We start from the raw sequence: 19,758 nt of genomic DNA, 5'->3' as shown, positions 1-19,758 counted from the left end.
TTTTTGGCGCGTGAACCACAGGTGATTGCCATGCGAACCCGACTCCGCAATCGTCACAGCAAAGCACCGGACCAACTGCGCGATGCCTTGGCGCCGTCGCGCTATGCCGATGTGGTTGCCGATGACGGACTCGAAGCATCCATGCGACAGCTGACCGAAGGGCAAATGCTCGTCAACCAGGCACTGGTCGAAAAGATCATCGCCTGCCAGCATTCCGAAGCATCGTTACGTGCATCCGAACAGCAACTGCATGCGTTACTGGCCCACCAGCGCGCCAGCAGTGAAGCAGAGCGCAAGCGGATCTCGCGCGAGATCCACGATTGCCTTGGCCAGAACCTGCTGGCCTTGCGGCTCGACATCGTCACCTTGCACCAGCAAACGGACGACCAACGTGGCCGTCTGCACGACTGGGTGAGCGCGGCGCTGGGCAATGTCGATGAAACGCTGCGCACCGTCAAGCACCTGCTGAGCGAACTACGGCCTGCTGGCCTTGAGCTGGGCGTCGTGGCCACGCTGGAGATCGAGGCGCACAAGTTCACGCGTGCGAGTGGTATTGCCTGCGACGTACAGGCTGATGGGCGTCTCGACGATCTGCAGATCGACGACGCCATCCTGATGAGCTTACACCGCGTGCTGCGCGAGTCGCTCGACAATGTGTGTCGCCATTCGCTTGCCAACCGCGTCGAACTGCACTTGGTCAGCGTGGACGGCATGCTCGAACTGAGCATCAGCGACAACGGCGTCGGGTTCAACCCGCAGGCGCCACGCAAGTCCGGCAGCTTTGGCCTGGCGACGCAGCAGGAACAAGTCGCGGCACATGGCGGCACGCTGGTCGTCAACGGTGCCCACACGCAAGGTGCACACATCGTCGTGCGCCTGCCATTGATGGCGCAGCAAGTAGGTTCGAGGCGCGCTATCGGCTGACATAGTGGCCTGCTGACACCCTTGTTGCGAAGCCGCACCCTCCTTCCCTCTAGATCAATGCCGCATGACTATCTTGTTTATTTTGGAGCAAGTCAGCGATTGAAAAAACTGATCGATATCATAGGAATAATTAAATACTGATCCTCCTGTGTGTGTGTGAACTCACAGTGGAGGCCTAACGTGCTGGGCTATGTTATTGGGAGTTTAATTATCTCTACAACAAACAAGGAACAGCATGCCAACATCAAAGCACCCCAGCTCATTCGATGGCGCCGGATCGGTCCTGAGCACGGTAGCCGGTCCATCCGATGCCAAGCCGCCACAGAGCCTTGGCGTCAGCAACCCGATCGCGGATCGTCTGCTCGATAAAATCCCTGCTGAGCAAGAGCTCGCAGCGGCACGTCCATTCAATGCCAACAAGGCCAGCGAGTACGGCGACGCATCGCGCACGCCAGCAGTCGGCGAAACCTTCAAGCCGTCAACCCACGCCGCTACTGGCAGCACGACGACCGAAATCATCGCCAATGACAAGGTAGGCGATGGCAACCCGCCAAAAGGCGAAAACGCCACCGTCGATCCACTCGACCGCGTGCGCGTCGACCCGGCCGACCGTCACCTGACGACCAACCAGGGCGTGCCGGTTTCGGACAACCAGCATTCGCTGAAGGCCGGCCTGCGTGGCCCGACCCTGCTCGAAGACTTCGTCCTGCGCGAAAAGATCAGCCATTTCGACCATGAGCGCATCCCTGAGCGCGTCGTGCACGCACGCGGCTCGGCTGCCCACGGTTATTTCGAGTCCTACGACAACTTCAGCGCGCTGACCCGCGCCATCCCATTCGCCAAGAAGGGCAAGCGCACGCCAGTGTTCCTGCGCTTCTCGACCGTGGCCGGCGAACGTGGTTCGACCGACACCGCACGCGACGTGCGCGGCTTCGCCGTCAAGTTCTATACCGAAGAAGGCAACTGGGATCTGGTGGGTAACAACATGCCAGTGTTCTTCATCCAGGACGCCATGAAGTTCCCTGACCTGGTGCACGCAGCCAAGCCGGAACCACACCACGCGATGCCGCAGGCGGCCACTGCCCACGACACGTTCTGGGACTTTGCTTCGCTGTCGCCGGAAATCGCGCACATGCTGATGTGGACGATGTCGGACCGCGCCATCCCGCGCAGCTACCGCACGATGCAAGGCTTCGGCGTGCACACGTTCCGCCTGATCAATGCACAGGGCGAAGCACGCTTCGTGAAATTCCACTGGACGCCAATGCAGGGTACGCACTCGCTGGTGTGGGATGAAGCTGTCCGTATCTCGGGCGCCGATTCCGACTTCCACCGCCGTGACCTGTGGGAAGCCATCGAAGCCGGTAACTTCCCTGAATGGGAACTGGGCCTGCAGATCTTCACCGAAGAACAGGCTGCCAGCTTCCCGTTCGACGTGCTCGATTCGACCAAGCTGATCCCGGAAGAACTGGTGCCACTGACCCCGGTCGGCAAGATGGTGCTGGACCGCAACCCGGACAACTTCTTTGCCGAAACCGAGCAAGTCGCATTCTGCACGTCGCACGTCGTGCCAGGTATCGACTTCTCGAACGATCCGCTGCTGCAAGGCCGTAACTTCTCGTACCAGGATACCCAGCTGACCCGTCTGGGCGGCCCGAACTTCCACGAGATCCCGATCAACTCGCCGATCGTCCAGATCCAGAACAACCAGCGCGACGGTTTCCATCGCCAGGCCATCAACCGCGGCCGCGTGAACTACGAACCGAACTCGCTGGGCGGCGGTGTGCCATACCAGGCTGGTCCTGCAGGCTTCACCAGCTTCCCGGAGACGATTGCAGCGGACAAAGTGCGCGGCAATCCTGAACTGTTTGCTGACCACTATTCGCAGGCACGCCTGTTCTGGCAGAGCCAGAGCACGCCAGAGCAGAACCACATCGTCAATGCATTCCGTTTCGAGCTGACCCGCGTGCAGACGCCGGCCGTGCGCGAGCGTGTGCTGGCGCTGCTGGCCAACGTCGATGACGTGCTGGTGTCCCGCGTGGCTGAAGGTCTGGGCATGGATGTGCCTGCACCGCTGCCACTGGCAACCGATGCACCGATTCCAACCTATCCGCCTTCACCAGCGCTGTCGCTGATGAGCCGTCCAGGTGTCACCGGCATCAAGGGCCGCCGCGTCGCTGTGCTGATCGCGTCGGGCGTCGATGACAAGGCAGTCAAGGGCCAGTATGGCAGCCTGCTCAAGGATGGCGCCGTGCCACGCATGGTCGGTAACATGCTGGGCAAAGTCAAGGCGCTTGACGGCGACCCGATCGACGTCGAGATCTCGGTCGAAGCCGGTCCATCGGTCATGTATGACGCCGTGATCGTGCCAGATGGCGACCAGGCTGTTGCAACCCTGGCCAAGAACGCACAGGTGCTGGAATTCCTGCGCGAGCAGTATCGTCACGGTAAGCCGATCCTCGTGTTCGGCGCCGGTTCAGACCTGCTGACCAAGGCCATGATCCCGACCACGCTGCCAGACGGTTCAGATGACCCGGGCCTGATCATGGGTGATGCCGCCAATGCCGATGCGGCCGTGGCAGCGTTCAAGGCGGCACTGGCCGGCTTCCGTGTGTTTGCGCGCGAAACCGATCCACCATCGGTGTAAGTCAGTCCAGCCCGCCTGTCAGCGATCACTCGTGTGATTGCCGGCAGGCGGGGCAGGCAAGAAGTTTAGTAAGAAGTAGGAAAAAGACACCGGCTGGTGTCTTTTTTTTTTGCTCGCTGCACTATCACAGCAAGTGACTGCATAACAGCCATCAATGTTAATGCGTGGAATTGGGTGAGACTTGCGCAGGGCCACGATCGCTATAATCGTCCTGCGGCACTACCGGGCGCAGCGTTACGCCCCCACTTTCAAGAAAGTCTTCCATGTTCTGTTCTCATTGCGGCGCCCCAATGGCACCGGATGCTACTGCGTGCGCGGTCTGCGGCAAGGCGGCGGCCGTCCTCGCAGCCCCGGCAGTCAACCTCGACAAACCATCTCCTCACGGCCTCAGCGGTGATATTCCCGATGGCGTGAAAGGCTGGAGCTGGGGCGCATTTTTCCTGAACTGGATCTGGGCCATCGGCAACCGCTCCTGGATCGGCCTGCTGGCGCTGGTGCCCTACGTAGGCTGGATCATGGCGTTCTGGCTGGGCTTCAAGGGCCGCGAAATGGCCTGGAAAAACAAGCAGTGGGACAGCCTCGAGCACTTCAACCGCGTCCAGCGGAAGTGGTCGCAATGGGGTGTCGGCATCACGGTGGTCGCAGCGATCCTCGGTATCCTCGCGGCCATCGCCGCCCCTGCATATCAGGACTACACGACACGCGAGCGCGCCGTGCAGCGCGCTGCCAACCAGGCCGCAGATGCCGCGCCGCTCGCCGGCGGAAGTAGCATCGACAGCAATGCCGACAACCTGCCGACGTCGCTGCGCACCGTGGCCGGGCTGCTGGAACGCAAGACCGGCGCCGCTGGTGCCGGCATGCTGCTCGATGGCCAGGCCCTGTTCACGGGCGAAGATGCGCGCTGGCAGTTCCCGCTGCGCAGCTTCAAGCTTTCCGGTGGCAAGGAAGCCATCCTGATCGCCAGCAGCGGCGGACGCGGTAACAGTTGCGAGACGCTGTTCTACTTTTTGCTCGCCGACGCATCCGGCGTCACGCCCACGCCGCTGTTCGGCACCTGCGCGCCGCAAGGCAGCATCGCGCAGCGTGGCGACACCATCACCATCAAGCTGCCGGACGTGAACCGCGCGTCGACCATCGTGTTCGAGAACGGTGTCGTGCGCGCCGACGGCCAGGTCGTGAGCCTGACCGGCATGAACGATCCATCGCGCTAACTGCGCCGTTTCTTCCAGTTGTAATCGGCGCCCGTGACGTCCACGCCGGGATGACCCACGACGTCCGGATGCTCCGAGCACATGGTGATGAAGCGGATGCCTTCGCCATCGCGCTGGCGCTTGCGCAGCGCCTCCATGAACCCCATGGCCGGCACCATCTCGGCCGTGTCGAAGCCCTGCGCATGCGCGTGCGTGGCCGCGCCGTCCACCACTGTCCAGTAGACCATGTACATTGGATTTACCCCTGCGTTGTGAAGAAGCACATTGTCGCTTGAATAGATCTGCTCTGCAGAAGTGCCAGGCTACCCAAAAAACCGCCGCCAGGAGGTAGGACTGGTCCGAAAAACGCCCACTATGTGAACCACTTAACATAGTGACTGCCCGGTGACCGTTAGTCTGTTGTCATGTTCACTACGCAGGTAAGCCTTCATGACTCTTCGCACCGATTCCCAGCCCGACCTCGCCCTGTGGGGCGGGCTCGAATGCACGGTTAACCGCGTACGCGACGACTACTTCAGCCAGATGGACCGCAACGGCCATGCTGGCCGCCTGCAAGATATTGAACGCTTTGCATCGCTCGGCATCCAGGCGATCCGCTACCCGGTGCTGTGGGAGCGCACGGCGCCCGATGGCATCGACAAGGCCGACTGGTCATGGGCCGACGAGCGCTTGCCGGCGCTGCGCGACCTCGGGGTCAACCCGATTGTCGGGCTGATCCACCACGGTAGCGGCCCCCGTCACACGAGCCTCGTTGATCCCGCCTTCCCTGACCAGCTGGCTGAATACGCCGGCGCCGTGGCCGCCCGCTATCCATGGGTCGAGCACTACACGCCCGTCAACGAAATCTGCACCACCGCACGCTTCTCGGGGCTGGCCGGTGTCTGGTACCCGCATGGTGGCGACGAAGCCACGTTCATCCGCGCCCTGCTGATCCAGTGCCGCGCGACGGTGCTGTCGATGCGCGCGATCCGCGCCGTCAACCCAAACGCCAAACTGGTCCAGACCGACGATCTGTCCAAGACTTACGGCACGCCCGAGATGCAGGACATCGCGAACTACTTCAACGAGCGCCGCTGGCTGGCCTGGGACCTGCTGTGCGGGATGGTCGACACCCATCACAAGCTGTGGGACTACCTGCTTGAATCAGGCGCCACGGCCGACGAGCTGCGCTGGTTCCGCGACAACCCGTGCCCGCCCGACGTGATCGGCGTGAATTATTACGTCACCAGCGAGCGCTGGCTCGACCATCGCCCCGAACGCTATCCCGAGAGCCACCGCCACGTGTACCGGGGCGTGGCGCACGCCGACATCGAGGCGCCGCGCGCGCTGGCCACGCCCACGCCCGGCATCGCCCCGTTGCTGATGGAAACCTGGGAACGCTACGGCGTGCCGATCGCGATCACCGAAGCGCACATCGACGCCAACCGCGAAGACCAGTTGCGCTGGCTCGTCGAGATCTGGAACGCCGCCCTCAAGGCGCGCCAGCAGGGCGCCGACATCCGCGCGGTCACGGTCTGGGCGCTGCTGGGCTCGTTCGACTGGAACAGCCTGGTAACGGCCTGCCACGGCTACTACGAGCCGGGGCCGTTCGACGTACGCTCGCCCACGCCCCGCCCTACCGCACTGGCAACCCTGATGCGCGAACTGGCCAGCAAGCGCGCGCTGTCCAATCCCGTCCTGCAGGGCGAAGGCTGGTGGCGCCGGCCGGGCCGCTTCTGGTGCAAACCCGTGGCCACCCGCACGGCAGTGGCCGACATCGCCGTGCGCAGCCAGTTCAAGTCGGTGCCCGTGCAGCCGATCCTGATCACGGGCGCGAGCGGCACCCTTGGCGCCGCATTCAAGCGCATCTGCGAAGCGCGCAACCTGGCCTGCCACGCACTCACGCGGCAAGAGATGGACATCACCGACCCGGCCTCGGTCGACGCGGCGATCGTGCGTTTCAAGCCGTGGGCGATCATCAATGCGGGCGGCTTCGTGCGCGTTGACGAGGCCGAAACCGACAGCGAGCGCTGCATGCGCGAAAACACGCTGGGCCCGACCGTGCTGGCGCTGGCCTGCATGCGCCACGCGCTGCGCTTCATGACGTTCTCGAGCGACCTGGTGTTCGATGGCGCCAAGGGCGCGCCGTATGTCGAATCCGATGCGACCAATCCGCTGGGCGTCTATGGGCGCAGCAAGCTGGATGCCGAAACGCGCGTGCTGGACGCCGATCCGCAGGCGCTCGTGATCCGTACCAGTGCGTTCTTCGGGCCATGGGACCGGCACAACTTCGTGACCCAGGCGCTGGGCGCGCTGGCCAATGGCGAGCCGTTCCAGGCGGCGGGCGACATGATCGTCTCGCCAACCTATGTGCCGGATCTGGTGAAGGTCGCGCTCGACCTCATGATCGACCGCGAGCGCGGCATCTGGCACCTGACTAACGGCGACGCCGTGAGCTGGGCCGAGCTGGCGCGGCGTGCCTGTGCGGCAGCGGGCATGTCAGCCGATGGCTTGCAGGAGGTCGCAGCCGATGCAGTGGATTATCCGGCGCAGCGGCCGGCATTCAGTGCACTGGGCAGCGAACGCGCGCTGCTGCTGCCGTCGCTGGACGATGCATTGCAGCGCTATGCGCATGCGGTGCAGGAAGCTGCCGGCGGCGCCGGCATTCGGCAGGCGGGAGAAGCGGCGCATTACGCGCGCTGATGGCCGTCGTTGTTGGAGAACCGTCGTACCCGCGGAGGCGGGTACCCAAGTGTCACGCGCTGCCACTGGCACCGAAACGTCGTGCGAGCGTCAATGCCTTGGGTTCCCGCCTTCGCGGGAACGACGTGTTTGTGCAGGCGTAGGGTGGACGGGTCTCCCGTCCACGCGGCGATCGTTACCGGTGCCGCTTTCGTGCCGGATGATCTAGTTGCCAACCATCACCGCGTGGACGGCGTAGCCGTCCACGCTACGGGGAACTCGCCGCACGGACGGCGCAGCAGGCTAGACTGTCTGTTTCTTCTCGGCCGTGAACTGCAGATAGTACAGATTCGCGTACATGCCCTTCATGGCCAGCAGTTCGTCGTGCGTGCCCTGCTCCACGATGCGCCCTGCTTCCATCACCACGATGCGGTCGGCCCGCTCGATCGTCGACAGGCGGTGCGCGATCACGATCGTCGTGCGCCCGGCCATCAGCGTGTCGAGCGCTGACTGCACCGCGCGTTCGCTCTCGTTATCCAGCGCCGACGTCGCCTCATCCAGGATCAGCAGCGGCGCATCCTTGTAGATCGCACGCGCGATCGCCACGCGCTGGCGCTGGCCGCCCGACAGGCGCGAACCGTTTTCGCCGATGCGCGTGTCGATGCCGTCCGGCAGACGCGCCACGACGTCCGTCAGGTGCGCCGCGCGGATCGCGCCGGCCAGGCGCTCGTGGTCGATGTGCTCGGCCCCGTAGGCGATGTTGGCCGCCAGTGTGTCGTCGAACAGCACGACGTTCTGGCTCACCATCGCCAGCTGGCTGCGCAGTGACGCGAGCTTGATGTCGGTGTACGGCACGCCGTCGAGCAGCACGCGGCCACCCTGCGGATCATAAAAACGCGTGACCAGGTTCACGAAGGTCGACTTGCCGCCACCCGAGACCCCCACCAGCGCCACCGTCTGCCCCGGCAACACCTCGAGCGAGACATCGTCGAGCGCCGGACCGGCCGCATTCGGATACTGGAACGCAACCCGTTCGAACACCAGGTGGCCGTTGGCGCGCCCAAGTTCACGGCTGCCGGTATCGACTTCCGGCTCGGCGTCGATGATGCCGAACACCGTCTCGGCAGCCGACATCCCGCGCTGCATCGGGCCATTCACTTCGGCCAGCGACTTGAGCGGCGTGAGCAGCATCAGCATCATGGTGACGAACTGGGTGAATTCGCCGACCGTCATGTCGGCCTGCATCGCCAGCACGACCACCAGCGACAGCGCCAGCGAGGTCGCGATCTGGGTCACCGGCGTGGTGGCGGCAAAGGCCACCGTCATGCGCTGCGAAAAACCGCGCAGCGCGACACTGCGCTGATGGAAGCGGCGGCGCTCGTAGGCTTCGCCGGCGAACACGCGGATCACCTGGTGGCCGCGCGCGGCTTCCTCGACTACACCGGTCATTTCGGCAGTCACGCGCTGGCTTTCGCGATTCAGGTTGCGCAGGCGCTTGGTGGTCGTGCGCACGATGACGGCCGTCAGCGGGATCACGACGATGGCGATCAGCGTGAGCTTCCAGTTCAGGTACAGCAGGCTGCCAAGCAGGCCAATCACGACCAGCACGTCGCGCACGCAGGCGACGAATACCGACTGGATCATGTCGACCACCTGGCGCACGTCGTTGACGACCGTGTTGATGATCTTGCCGGTGCTCTCGTCCTGGTAGCGCGCGACCGGCAGGCGCAGCACGCGCTCGAAGGCCATCGCGCGCATGTCGTTGAGCACGCGCGAGAGCACCCAGTTGTTGAAGTAGGCGGTGCCGAAGGTGCCGATCCCGCGCAGTACGAAGATCGATACCAGCACGGCAGGAATCAGCCACAGGCTGAACGAGACGCGCTCTTCGAAGCCGCGATCGAACAGCAGCTGCATCGCCTTGGCCAGCAGCGGTTGCGTCGCGGCGGTAATCGCCATCGACAGCAGCGCCAGCGCCGCGCGCGATTTGTACGGTTTGACGAGCGCCAGCAGGCGCCGCACGATGACCTTAGTTTCCACGTTGTTCAACTTTCTTTTCAAGCGTTGCGGCATGCGCCTGGCGCGTTTTCGCGACCAGGCACAGTCCCATCAGCAGGAACACCATCAGCGCATAGAACATGCTGCCCTTGAGCGACCAGAAAATCACCTCGGTCAGGCCGAAGCTGAAATAGCTCAGCACCACCAGCATGCCTGCCAGCGCCGGCGCGAACTGCGGCAGTCCGACGCCGCGTGCCTGCGCATGGGCCTGAGCGCCGCTGCCGAGCTGGCGCGCGAAGAACACGAACGGTGCGATCAGGATGCCGGCCCAGGCCAGCAGCCCGAAGATGCCGCCCGTGGCCAGCGCCTGCAACCCGTCATTATGGAGGTGTTCAAGGGATAGAATCGACGGATCGAGCGTGCCCTGCTCGACCATGTGGCGAATCTCGGTGCGCAGCGTGTTGCGGTCCAGGCCAAACAGCGGCCGCTGCTCGATCAGGATTGCCGCGCCCTTCCACAACTCGAGCCGGGTACCGACATTGGTATGTACATTGCCGCCATCGACCCAGGTCTGGACATCATTCATGCCCTGCAGCGCGCGCTCCTGCATGCCGGTGGCCGGCACGAAGAATGCGGCAGCGACCAGCGCGAAGCTGCCGGCCAGCAGCAGGCGCAGCTTGCGGCTGCGCAGCAGCTGCGCGTAACTGAGAAACAGCACGGCGGCCAGCGCCAGCGCAATCCAGCTGCCGCGGGTGCCGGTGAGCAGACAGGCGGCCAGGCCCGCCAGCGCGCCCAGGCCCGCCAGCGCCGCCTTGCCGGCGTGATGCCGATAATCGATGGCCGCCGCCAGGGCAACCAGGCCCAGGCACAGCGCCAGGTCGCCAAACGTGATCGCATTGAGAAAGCCGCCTGGGCGCTCGATGCCCATGGCGATGCGCTGCCAGGCAACGAATGGCAGCGCCGCGATCGCGCCGGCCACCACGCCCCACCACAGCATCGCGGCGCGCGGCCTGGCCAGCACGACCAGCGCCATGGCGCTCATGGCTAACAGCAGGCGTGACGGCTTGTCGAGCGAATCCAGGTGCGCCTCGGGGCGCAGCACCACGGCGGCCACGGCCAGCGCAAACTGGAACACGAAGACGGCAAGTACCCAGCGGATCTCTTTCCAGTACGGCGCGGTCGCAGCCCAGGCCTTGCGCGGCACGAACAGTGCGGTGAGCAAAAACAGGATGCTGGAAAAACCGATACCGGACGGCGTGGTCAGACTAATCAGGGGAAACAGGAACATCTGGAAGCCAACCAATAACTGCAGCGGCTCCCGGGCCTTGATCGACGTATTGTTCATTCTTGTTCTTGTGGGCTATTCTTGCGGCCTAGAGAGCATTTGTATCGGACACCATGCAGCAAACACAGACATTGTCGGTCGTGATCACCACGTACAACCGGCCAGACGCACTGGCCGCGGTGTTGGCCGCCTGTTTCTTGCAGGACGACAAGAATTTTGAAATCATTATCGCTGATGACGGCTCGACTGCCAACACGCGGGACTGCGTCACGCGCCTGGCGGCAGGCGCCCCGGTGCCCGTCAACTATGTGTGGCAACCGGACGACGGCTTTCGCGCCGCCATGGCCCGCAACCGCGGCACGCTGGCGGCAACGGGCGACTATATCATCTTCCTCGACGGCGACTGCGTGCCGCAGCGCGACTTCATCTCGCGTCACCGCGCGCTGGCCCAGCAGGGATTCCTCGTGTCGGGCAGCCGCATCCTGCTTGGCCAGGCGCTGACCGAACGCGCGCTGCGCGATGGCATCGACGTGGCCGGGTTGAGCATCGCCCAGCGCCTGCGCCTGCGGCTGGCCGGCGAAATGAACAAGTTCCTGCAGACGGTCGTGCGCTGGCCCGACGTCGGCCGCGTGCGCCGCAAGTTCAGCTGGCGCCGCATCAAGAGCTGCAACCTGGGCGTATGGAAGGCCGATCTAATGGCAGTCAATGGCTTCGACGAGAGTTTTACCGGCTGGGGCCACGAAGATTCGGACCTCGTGGTGCGCCTGTTCCATGCCGGCGTGCTGCGCAAGGATGGCGCGATGGCAACCGAAGTGCTGCATCTGTGGCACGCCGAAGCCGAGCGCGATCAGGCATCGAGCAACCGGCGCACCGTGCTCGAGCGCGCCGCCAACGGCACCACGCAGGCCAGCGTCGGGCTGCGTGAACACGCTGCCGCGAGCTGACCTGGCCAGGCCTCAGACGCCCACGGCCGGCAACGTCTGCGCAAACTGCGAGACGCCGTCCAGATTGAACAGCTCGACCTTCATCGCCTTGGTGCGCGGGTCGATATTGACCTCCCCAAAAAACTGGTAGCCAGAAAACGGCGAAGAATTCTGGATCACCGGACTTTTCGAGAACACCGCCGTGGGGCCGAAGGTCTTGTCCAGCACACCCGGACCGAAGGCGCCGGCATTCATCGGACCGGCAACGAATTCCCAGAATGGCGAAAAATTCGTGAACCGGGCCTGGGCCGGATCGTAATAGTGGGCCGCGCAGTAGTGGACGTCGGTGGTAATCCAGACCACGTTCGGGATCGCCTTGATACTGCTGAGCAGGCGGGCCATTTCGAGTTCACGGCCGAGCGGCACACCATCGTTGCCGTTGGCGATGGCTTCCCACACGTCTTCACCGCGGGCGTTCTTGCCGTCGCCAACGTTCAGGCCGATGGGCATGTCGGCGGAAATGACTTTCCAGGTCGCGCTCGAGGCTTTCAGCCCGGCGATCAGCCATTCCACCTGTTCACGCCCCAGAAACGCCGAATTCGCGTCTTCCCCGGTTTGCAGATTGGCACTGTTCGGACCGCGATACGTACGCATGTCCAGCACGAACACGTCCAGCAGCGGGCCGTGCGAGATGGTGCGATAAATGCGCTGCGGTTCGCTCTGCTTGTAATAGCGCATCGGCGCATATTCGAGGAAGGCGCGGCGGCCCCGGGCCGTGAGGGTGGCAATGCTTTTTTCGGTATAGCGTGCGTCGCCCGACAGATCCTTGGCAGCGCTGTAGTTGTTCGTGACTTCGTGATCGTCCCACTGCCAGATCTGCGGCACCTGGGCGGCAAACTTGCGAAAATTCGCATCCAGCATATTGTAGGCATGGCGGCCGCGGTATTCCTTCAGTGTTTCGGCGACCTTGCTGACTTCTTCGGTGACCACATTGCGCCAGACCTGGCCGTTTTCCGCCGTCACCTGGGCCAGGATCGGCCCATCGGCATAAATCGTGTCGCCGTTGTGGATGAAAAAGTCGGGGTCGCGCAAGCGCATCGCTTCATAGATTTTCATGCCGCCAAAATCGGTATTGATGCCCCAGCCCTGGCCACACTGGTCGCCGCTCCAGTGAAACCGCACGGCCCGGGTGCTGTCCGCAGCCGGCGTGGTCCTGAATTGGCCCGAGATGGTTTCGCTCTCGATCTTTGCATTATTGGGATCGACGTAGCGCACGCGCACGAAGACCGTCTGGCCAGCGGGCAGGCCACTCAGGTCGATACGGCTCGTGAAATCGGTCGCGTCGCTGGCCGTGGGGCCGACGATGCGGCTGGCATTGCTGAAACGCTCGCTGGTATCGTATTCGACGATCATCTGCGCAATGCGGTCGCTGCGGCTCCAGATGATCGCCCGTTGATCGGTAATGTCGCCGAACTGGATCCCCGACGGCATCTTCGGCCGTTCGTTGTCACTGACGCCGATGGCCGCATGGCTGCTGCCACCGCAGCCCCCGAGCAACAGGGAGCCACCCAATGCCGAACTGCCCACCAATGCCCCACCCTGGGCCAGGAAAGTGCGACGTGAATGCGATGAAGTCATGCCTGCTCCGTTCATGTAAGAGCAGGCAAGCTTATTTTTTGAATATGACGTGGCGATGAATCGTCAAATGAAAACTAGGCCACCCCGCGCTGCGCCCCCGCCCCGTCCCAGGCGCGAACGCGCGCGGCCACGTCCTGCGGCGTGATCGATTGCATGCAGGAGCAGGTCGCCGAGTCCGTGCAGCCGGCGCACGGCTGGCGGGCCACCGCCACCTCGGCCAGCGCGCCCAGCGGCGCCCAGCGGCCCGGATCCATCGGCTTGATCGGCGGGAACAGTCCCAGCGTTGGCCGCCCCAGCGCTGCCGACAGGTGCATCGGGCCGGTACTGCACGCCACCAGGCCATCGCAGGCGCCGATCAGCGCCAGGAGTTCATCGAGGTCGAGCCGGCCGCACAGATTCTCCACGTTCGGCAGCGCCAGCAAGGCCGGCGCCTGCGCGGCCAGCAGCACGCCCTCGGCCGCACTGCCCGTGACGAACAGGCGCATGGCCGGATCGCTCCCCGGGTCGCTCCCGAGATCGCGCGCCAGCGCAGTGAAATGGGCCAGCGGCCATTCGCGGGCGCTGCCATTCGATTTGGGATGCAGGATGACGTGCCGCCGCCCCGGCGCCAGCAAGGCGTCGACGGCGGCGCGCTGCGGCGCGGCCAGCCCGTACAACTGCGGGATCTCGGCCAGCGTCGGCACATGATCGATGCCCAGGGGGCGCAGCAGCAGAAAGTTCAGCTGCGCCTCGTGCAGGTCGGACTTCGCGCGGCTGAAGCGCGCCAGGCGGTTGCAGGTGAACCAGTGATACACGCGGTGGCTGGTGCCCACCCGGTTGGGCACGCGCGCTGCCAGCGCGGCGCTCGCCAGGCGCCGGTCGGGAAAGGCAAAGATCACGGTATCGTAATCGCCCTCGGCAAACAGGCGGGCCAGGTCGTCCGACGCTTCGAGCGTGATCACGCGGTCGAGATGGCGGCTGTGGCGCATGGCCGGCGCCACGTAGGCACGGCACAGCAGGTCGATTCGCGCCTGCGGAAAGCGCTGCTTGAGGTAGCCCGCCAGCGGCAGCGTCAGGACGACGTCGCCGATATTGTCGGTGCGGCAGATCAGGATGCGGCCAAAGGCCGACCTGCCGTCGGTCGGACGCGCGCTAGTACTCAACGGCGACGTCCTTCGCACCCAGCGACAGCTCCAGCGCCGCCTTGAGCGTATCGGATGGCGCCACACGCCAGTCGTCGCCCAGTTGCACGGTGAACGGAATATCCTGCGTCTGCAGCCGCAGGCTCACCGGCATCCCGTCATGCACCCGGTGCGGCTGCAGGATCTCGGCCAGGCGGGCCGCGCTGACCGATTTATCCAGGTCCATCTCGAGCTTGTGGCCATACTGGATGCGCGCCGTGGCCAGGTCGTACACCTTCTCGGCCGTGATGCGCAGGCCGCCGTTGAAGCGGTCCTCGGACACCTTGCCCACCACGAGCAAAAATTCGTCTTCCTTGAACGCGTTCTTGTTGGCCTCGAACGCCTCGCTGTAGACCGTCACCTCATGCACGGCGGTCTTGTCGTCCAGCGCCACGATCAGGATCTTGCCGCGCTGCGTCATCTGCGTGCGGATGCCCGAGATCACGCCGCACATCATGCGCGGGTCGCGCGACGGCTCCAGGTCTTTCATGCGCGTCTTGGCAAAGCGGCGCACCTCTTGCGCGTACGAATCGAACATATGGCCCGACAGGTAGTAGCCCAGCGCGATTTTTTCTTCGGACAGCTTCTGGCGGTCGGTCCACGGCAACGCCTTCACGTACTCGGGCGGCGCGACCAGGTCGGCATCGTCGCCACCGAACAGGCTGACCTGGTTGATGGCGGCCGCGGCCTGGCCGGCTGCTTCCATCGCGAACGACACCGACGCCAGTAGCACCGAGCGGTCAACCCCGAATGCATCCATCGCGCCGGCGCGGATCAGCGATTCGATCGTGCGGCGGTTGATCTGCTTGCGGTCGACCCGGTTGCAGAAGTCGAACAGGTCCTTGAACTTGCCGCCCGCGGTGCGCGCGGCGATGATCGCTTCGATCGCGCCCTGCCCCGCGCCCTTCACGCCGCCCAGGCCGTAGCGGATATTCGTGACCGGCTTGCCCGTTTTCGAGCGCGCTTCGCCTTCCGGCGTGAAGCGGAACTGCGATTCATTGACGTCCGGCGGCAGGATCGTGAGCTTGCAGACCTCTTTTGAATCTTCCACCAGGATCTTGATCTTCTCGGTGTCTTCCATCGCCAGCGACATGTTGGCTGCCATGAACGCGGCGGTGTGGTGCACCTTCAGGTACGCCGTGTGGTACGACAGCAGCGCGTAGGCGGCGGCGTGCGACTTGTTGAAGCCGTAGCCCGCGAACTTTTCCATCAAGTCGAAGATCTCGTCGGCCTTGGCCGTGGTGAGACCGTCCTTGGCCGCACCGGCGCGGAAGATCTCGCGGTGCTCGGCCATTTCTTCGGCTTTTTTCTTGCCCATCGCGCGGCGCAGCATGTCGGCGCCGCCCAGCGAGTAGCCGCCGACGATCTGCGCCATCTGCATCACCTGCTCCTGGTAGACCATGATACCGTAGGTTTCGGACAGGATCGACTCGGTGCGCGGATCGGGATAATCAAACTTTTCGCCGTGCTTGCGTTTGCAGAAGTCGGGGATCAGGTCCATCGGGCCCGGCCGGTACAGCGCGACCAGCGCAATGATGTCCTCGAAGCGGTCGGGCCGCGCATCCTTGAGCATGCCCTGCATGCCGCGCGATTCCAGCTGGAAGATCGCGACGGTCTTGGCGTCGGACAGCAGCTTGTACGACGCGCGGTCGTCCAGCGCCAGCTTGGCGAGATCGAATTCGCTTTCGGCCGGGTCGAGCTGCTTGATGTACTTGACCGCCCGGTCGAGGATCGTCAGCGTGGTCAAGCCCAAAAAGTCGAACTTGACCAGGCCCACGGCCTCCACGTCGTCCTTGTCGTACTGCGACACCACGCCGGTATCGCCGCCCTGCGTGTACAGCGGGCAGAAGTCGGTGAGCTTGCCCGGCGCGATCAAGACGCCACCGGCGTGCATGCCGATATTGCGCGTGATGCCTTCGACCTTCTGCGCCAGTTCGAGCAGCGTCTTGACCTCTTCTTCGTTCTCGAGGCGCTCCTTGAGCATCGGTTCTTCTTCGATCGCCTCGGCAATCGACACCTGCTTGCCCGGCTTGAACGGAATCAGCTTGGAGATACCGTCGCAGAAGTTGTAGCCGAAATCGAGCACGCGGCCGACGTCGCGGATCGCGCCCTTGGCCGCCATCGTGCCGAAGGTCGCGATCTGCGAGACCGCATCGCGCCCGTACAGATCTTTCACGTGCTGGATCACCAGCTCGCGCTTTTCCTGGCAAAAGTCGATGTCGAAGTCGGGCATCGAGACGCGTTCGGGATTCAGGAAACGCTCGAACAGCAGGTTGTACTTGAGCGGATCGAGGTCGGTGATCTTGAGCGCATACGCCACCAGCGAACCCGCACCCGAACCGCGGCCCGGGCCGATCGGCACGTCGTTGTTCTTGCCCCACTGGATGAACTCGGCCACGATCAGGAAGTAGCCGGGGAACTTCATGTTGATGATCGTTTGATTCTCGAAGTCCAGGCGCGCCTCATAGCGCGGGCGTTCGCGCTCGCGCTCCGCCTCGTTCGGGTACAGCTGCAGCAGGCGGTCTTCCAGGCCTTTTTTGGTCTCGGCGATCAGGAATTCATCGATCGTCATGCCCGGGGTCGGGAAGTTCGGCAGCTGCGGCTTGCCCAGCGTGAGCGTGACGTTGCAGCGCTTGGCGATCTCGACGGAGTTGGCCAACGCGCCCGGCAGGTCCCTGAACAGCTCGGCCATCTCGGCCTGCGACTTGAAGCACATGTTCTCGTTGAAGCGGCGCACGCGCTTGGCGTTGGCCAGCATTTCGCCTTCGGCGATACAGACGCGCGCTTCGTGGGCGATGTATTCGTCCTTGTCGAGGAACTGCACCGGGTGCGTCGCCACGACCGGCAAGCCGAGGCGCCCGGCCAGCGCCACCGAGTGGCGTACCTGCTGCTCTTGATTGAGCTGGCCGGCGCGCTGGATCTCGATATAGAAATGGCCCGGGAACACGCGCGCCCAGCGCGCGGCGTTGGCTTCAGCGCGGGCGATGTCACCGTTCTCGATGGCCTGGCCAATGTCGCCAAAATGCGCGCCCGACAGCACGATCAGGCCATTGGCCTGCGACTGCTCGGGATGCAGGGTTGACGTGGACGTGGCCAGCGCTTCGAGCCATTCGGCGCGCAGTTCGGCGCGGCCCTTGTGCTGGTTGGTGAGCCAGGCACGCGCCAGCAGGTCGCACAGCTGCAGGTAGCCGGTATGGTTCTTGGCCAAAATGAGCAGGCGGTACGGCTTGTCGCGGTTGTCGTCGTTGGTGATCCAGGCATCGACCCCGACGATCGGCTTGACGCCCTTGCCGCGCGCCTCTTTGTAGAAGCGCACCAGGCAAAACGTATTGGCCAGGTCGGTCACGGCGAGCGCCGGCTGCCCATCCTTGACCGCCGCCTTGACCAGCTCGTCAATACGGACCAGGCCGTCGACGATGGAGTATTCGGAGTGGATGCGCAGATGGGTAAAAGTCGGGGAAGTCATCCCCGCATTTTACCGCGCCCGGGCTTCGCGCGGAGGGGCCGGCGAGGTCTGCGGGTCCAGGGGGCGGGTCAGCGTGGCGTTCTCGCCAACGGCAGGCAGTGCTCCATGGCTGCGGTGCCAGCGCAGGCATGGGGCGTCGACGATCTGAAAGCTGGAGCCGCCCTAGGAAGCCACGCCCAATGCCTGCAAAACCGGCAGGCGCGTGGTTTCGAACGCCTGCGCCTGGCTGCGCAGCATCTCGGTCTGGCGGGCGTCGTCCAGCACCGGCTGGCCATCCTTCATGATGCGCTGGCCCTGCGCCTGCAGCGCAGCAGCCGCGAAATCGGCCAGCGCCCCGATGCTGGCCGCGCCAAGGCTGCGTGCCAGCAGAAACAGCTGGTCAATACGGCGCACCGGGAAGCCGCCGCCCGTCACCGGCGAGGCCAGGCAACCGACATCTTCGGCGTAGCGCGCCATGGCGCACAGGCGGGCATTGAGCTGGAGCGCACCGGCCCTGGCAGCGGCGATTGCCTCGTCGGCCTGGGCCGGGTGCAGGTTGCCGGCGCCCGTCAGGAGCATCACCGCCTCGACGATCCGGGCCAGCGTGGCGCCATGCGGGGCCAGCGTGATTTCGAGTTCGCCCAGGCTGTGCGGCTGGTGGTCGGCCAGCGCATCGAGGATCGGGCGGTAGACGTCTTCGTGCAGGTTTGCTTCGCCCAGCGCACCACTGACCTTGAGCTTGACCCTGGCGGCCGGCGTGGCCAGCACCACCCGCATGGCGCGCAGGCGCTCGGTGCGGTCGGCCGGCGCCAGCCGGCGCGGGCCGCGCACCCAGTAATCGCGCCGGAACAGGCGGTTGACGATGAAGTCACGCGTCGTTTCGCGAAAACCGGCATCCGGGATCGCGGCCAGCAGATCCTGTTGCTGCTCGGTCAGGTTCAGCATCGGCACGTGGTCGATGAACTGGGCCGACGTGGCATAGCTCAGCCGCGCCCCTTCCATCCAGGTGCGCATCTGTGCGAACGGCATCGGCTGCCAGTCGCGGTTGAAATATTCGTGCGCCAGATAGCGCCGGTCCTGGCTGCGCAGGCGCTTGAGGTGCTCGGCCACCTGGGGATTGACCTTGCCGTACAGCGCCCCGCTCGCGACCAGCCCGTCGACAAAGTCGAGCGCCGCGTCGATGCGCGCCGCCGGACCGATGCCGGGCGGATTGAGGGCCGCGTCGAAGCCGGCCATCAACTCGGTCAGCGGTCCGGTCGCGGCCCAGCCGGGCTGGGTGTTGTAGCTGACATAGACGACACCGCCTACCTTGAGCTTGCGCTCGATGAAGCTGGCGATCACGCGGCGGTTGGCATCCGACACCCAGCTCCAGATGCCGTGCAGCGCGATGAAATCGAACTGCGGCAGATCGGCGCGCTGGCAATAGGCCTCGAAGGCTTCGTCGGACAGATTGGCTGCCAGCGGCAAATCCTGCGCCAGCTCGCGCGCAAAACCGACCTGGGCCGGATTGAAATCGGTGCCATGCCAGGCCGCGCCGGCCGCGACCGCATGGATATTGATGCTCATGCCCTGGCCAAAGCCCAGCTCGCAAGCGGTCTGGACGGCCGGCGGAACGATGCCGGCCTCGAGCAGGGCCAGCCGTGCACGCAATGGGTTGAGTTCGGGATAGTAGCCGTAGGTATAGGCTAACTCGGTCATGTAGCCTTCGGACCAGTCGTGCATGGCGTTCCTGTCGATGATGAAGCAATGCGAGGCACTCTAGCACGGCCTATCCGGGACGCATATGGTTGGCGTTGCAAACGCCGTTAACGCGAAACGCCGTTCCTGCCTGCGCAGGAACGGCGTTCTGACAAGCTTCAGCAGCGCGCC

At 64.4% G+C, this 19,758-nt stretch carries 12 protein-coding genes; 5 read left to right on the top strand and 7 right to left on the bottom strand.

The annotated features are described in order from the left end of the window. Positions 1 to 30: 30 nt before the first annotated feature. The 3 genes from HD842_RS19670 to HD842_RS19660 all read left to right on the top strand — a co-directional run bounded on the left by HD842_RS19670 (position 31) and on the right by HD842_RS19660 (position 4,782). Entirely contained in the window at positions 31 to 924 is an 894-nt protein-coding gene (locus HD842_RS19670) for a sensor histidine kinase (protein ID WP_183556431.1), read from the top strand. A gap of 235 nt (positions 925 to 1,159) precedes the next feature. Then, positions 1,160 to 3,571 (top strand): catalase, encoded by a 2,412-nt coding sequence (locus HD842_RS19665; RefSeq protein WP_183556430.1) that lies wholly within the window; start codon positions 1,160 to 1,162, stop codon positions 3,569 to 3,571. Positions 3,572 to 3,834: 263 nt separating this feature from the next. Continuing rightward, positions 3,835 to 4,782, top strand: coding sequence for a zinc ribbon domain-containing protein (locus HD842_RS19660; RefSeq protein WP_183556429.1), 948 nt, complete (start codon positions 3,835 to 3,837; stop codon positions 4,780 to 4,782). Here the strand turns inward: HD842_RS19660 and HD842_RS19655 are convergent. Continuing rightward, positions 4,779 to 5,015, bottom strand: coding sequence for a hypothetical protein (locus tag HD842_RS19655; protein WP_183556428.1), 237 nt, complete (start codon positions 5,013 to 5,015; stop codon positions 4,779 to 4,781). The genes HD842_RS19660 and HD842_RS19655 overlap by 4 nt on opposite strands. A gap of 196 nt (positions 5,016 to 5,211) precedes the next feature. Here HD842_RS19655 and HD842_RS19650 point away from each other — a divergent pair, with 196 nt between their 5' ends. Next, complete coding sequence (locus tag HD842_RS19650; protein ID WP_183556427.1) at positions 5,212 to 7,464, top strand: family 1 glycosylhydrolase; 2,253 nt, start codon at positions 5,212 to 5,214, stop codon at positions 7,462 to 7,464. 282 nt (positions 7,465 to 7,746) lie between these two features. On the opposite strand, the gene msbA is transcribed toward HD842_RS19650, so the two are convergent. Further along, a complete protein-coding gene (msbA, locus tag HD842_RS19645) occupies positions 7,747 to 9,480 on the bottom strand; it encodes a lipid A export permease/ATP-binding protein MsbA (protein ID WP_370660860.1) in 1,734 nt (577 codons plus the stop codon). Further along, a complete protein-coding gene (locus HD842_RS19640) occupies positions 9,470 to 10,783 on the bottom strand; it encodes an O-antigen ligase family protein (RefSeq protein WP_183556425.1) in 1,314 nt (437 codons plus the stop codon). Before HD842_RS19640 ends, msbA begins: the two co-directional genes overlap by 11 nt. Positions 10,784 to 10,836: 53 nt before the next feature. Between HD842_RS19640 and HD842_RS19635 the strand changes: the two genes are divergently transcribed. Beyond that, positions 10,837 to 11,667 (top strand): glycosyltransferase family 2 protein, encoded by an 831-nt coding sequence (locus tag HD842_RS19635; protein ID WP_183556424.1) that lies wholly within the window; start codon positions 10,837 to 10,839, stop codon positions 11,665 to 11,667. 12 nt (positions 11,668 to 11,679) lie between these two features. Here HD842_RS19635 and HD842_RS19630 read toward each other — a convergent pair whose 3' ends face one another. From HD842_RS19630 to HD842_RS19615, 4 genes are all read right to left on the bottom strand, one after another. Further along, complete coding sequence (locus HD842_RS19630) at positions 11,680 to 13,284, bottom strand: alkaline phosphatase D family protein (RefSeq protein WP_183556423.1); 1,605 nt, start codon at positions 13,282 to 13,284, stop codon at positions 11,680 to 11,682. A 74-nt stretch (positions 13,285 to 13,358) separates the two neighbouring features. Next, positions 13,359 to 14,426, bottom strand: coding sequence for a glycosyltransferase family 9 protein (locus HD842_RS19625; RefSeq protein ID WP_221290729.1), 1,068 nt, complete (start codon positions 14,424 to 14,426; stop codon positions 13,359 to 13,361). Beyond that, positions 14,416 to 17,910 carry a DNA polymerase III subunit alpha gene (dnaE, locus tag HD842_RS19620; protein WP_183556422.1) on the bottom strand — a complete coding sequence of 1,165 codons (3,495 nt, stop codon included), beginning with the start codon at positions 17,908 to 17,910 and terminating at the stop codon, positions 14,416 to 14,418. Before dnaE ends, HD842_RS19625 begins: the two co-directional genes overlap by 11 nt. 162 nt (positions 17,911 to 18,072) lie before the next feature. Further along, positions 18,073 to 19,611, bottom strand: coding sequence for a class I SAM-dependent methyltransferase (locus tag HD842_RS19615; protein ID WP_183556421.1), 1,539 nt, complete (start codon positions 19,609 to 19,611; stop codon positions 18,073 to 18,075). Positions 19,612 to 19,758 lie beyond the last annotated feature (147 nt).

This window comes from Massilia aurea (assembly GCF_014200505.1).
GTDB classification, from domain to species: domain Bacteria; phylum Pseudomonadota; class Gammaproteobacteria; order Burkholderiales; family Burkholderiaceae_D; genus Telluria; species Telluria aurea_B.
This window is presented reverse-complemented; position numbering and strand designations above follow the sequence as displayed.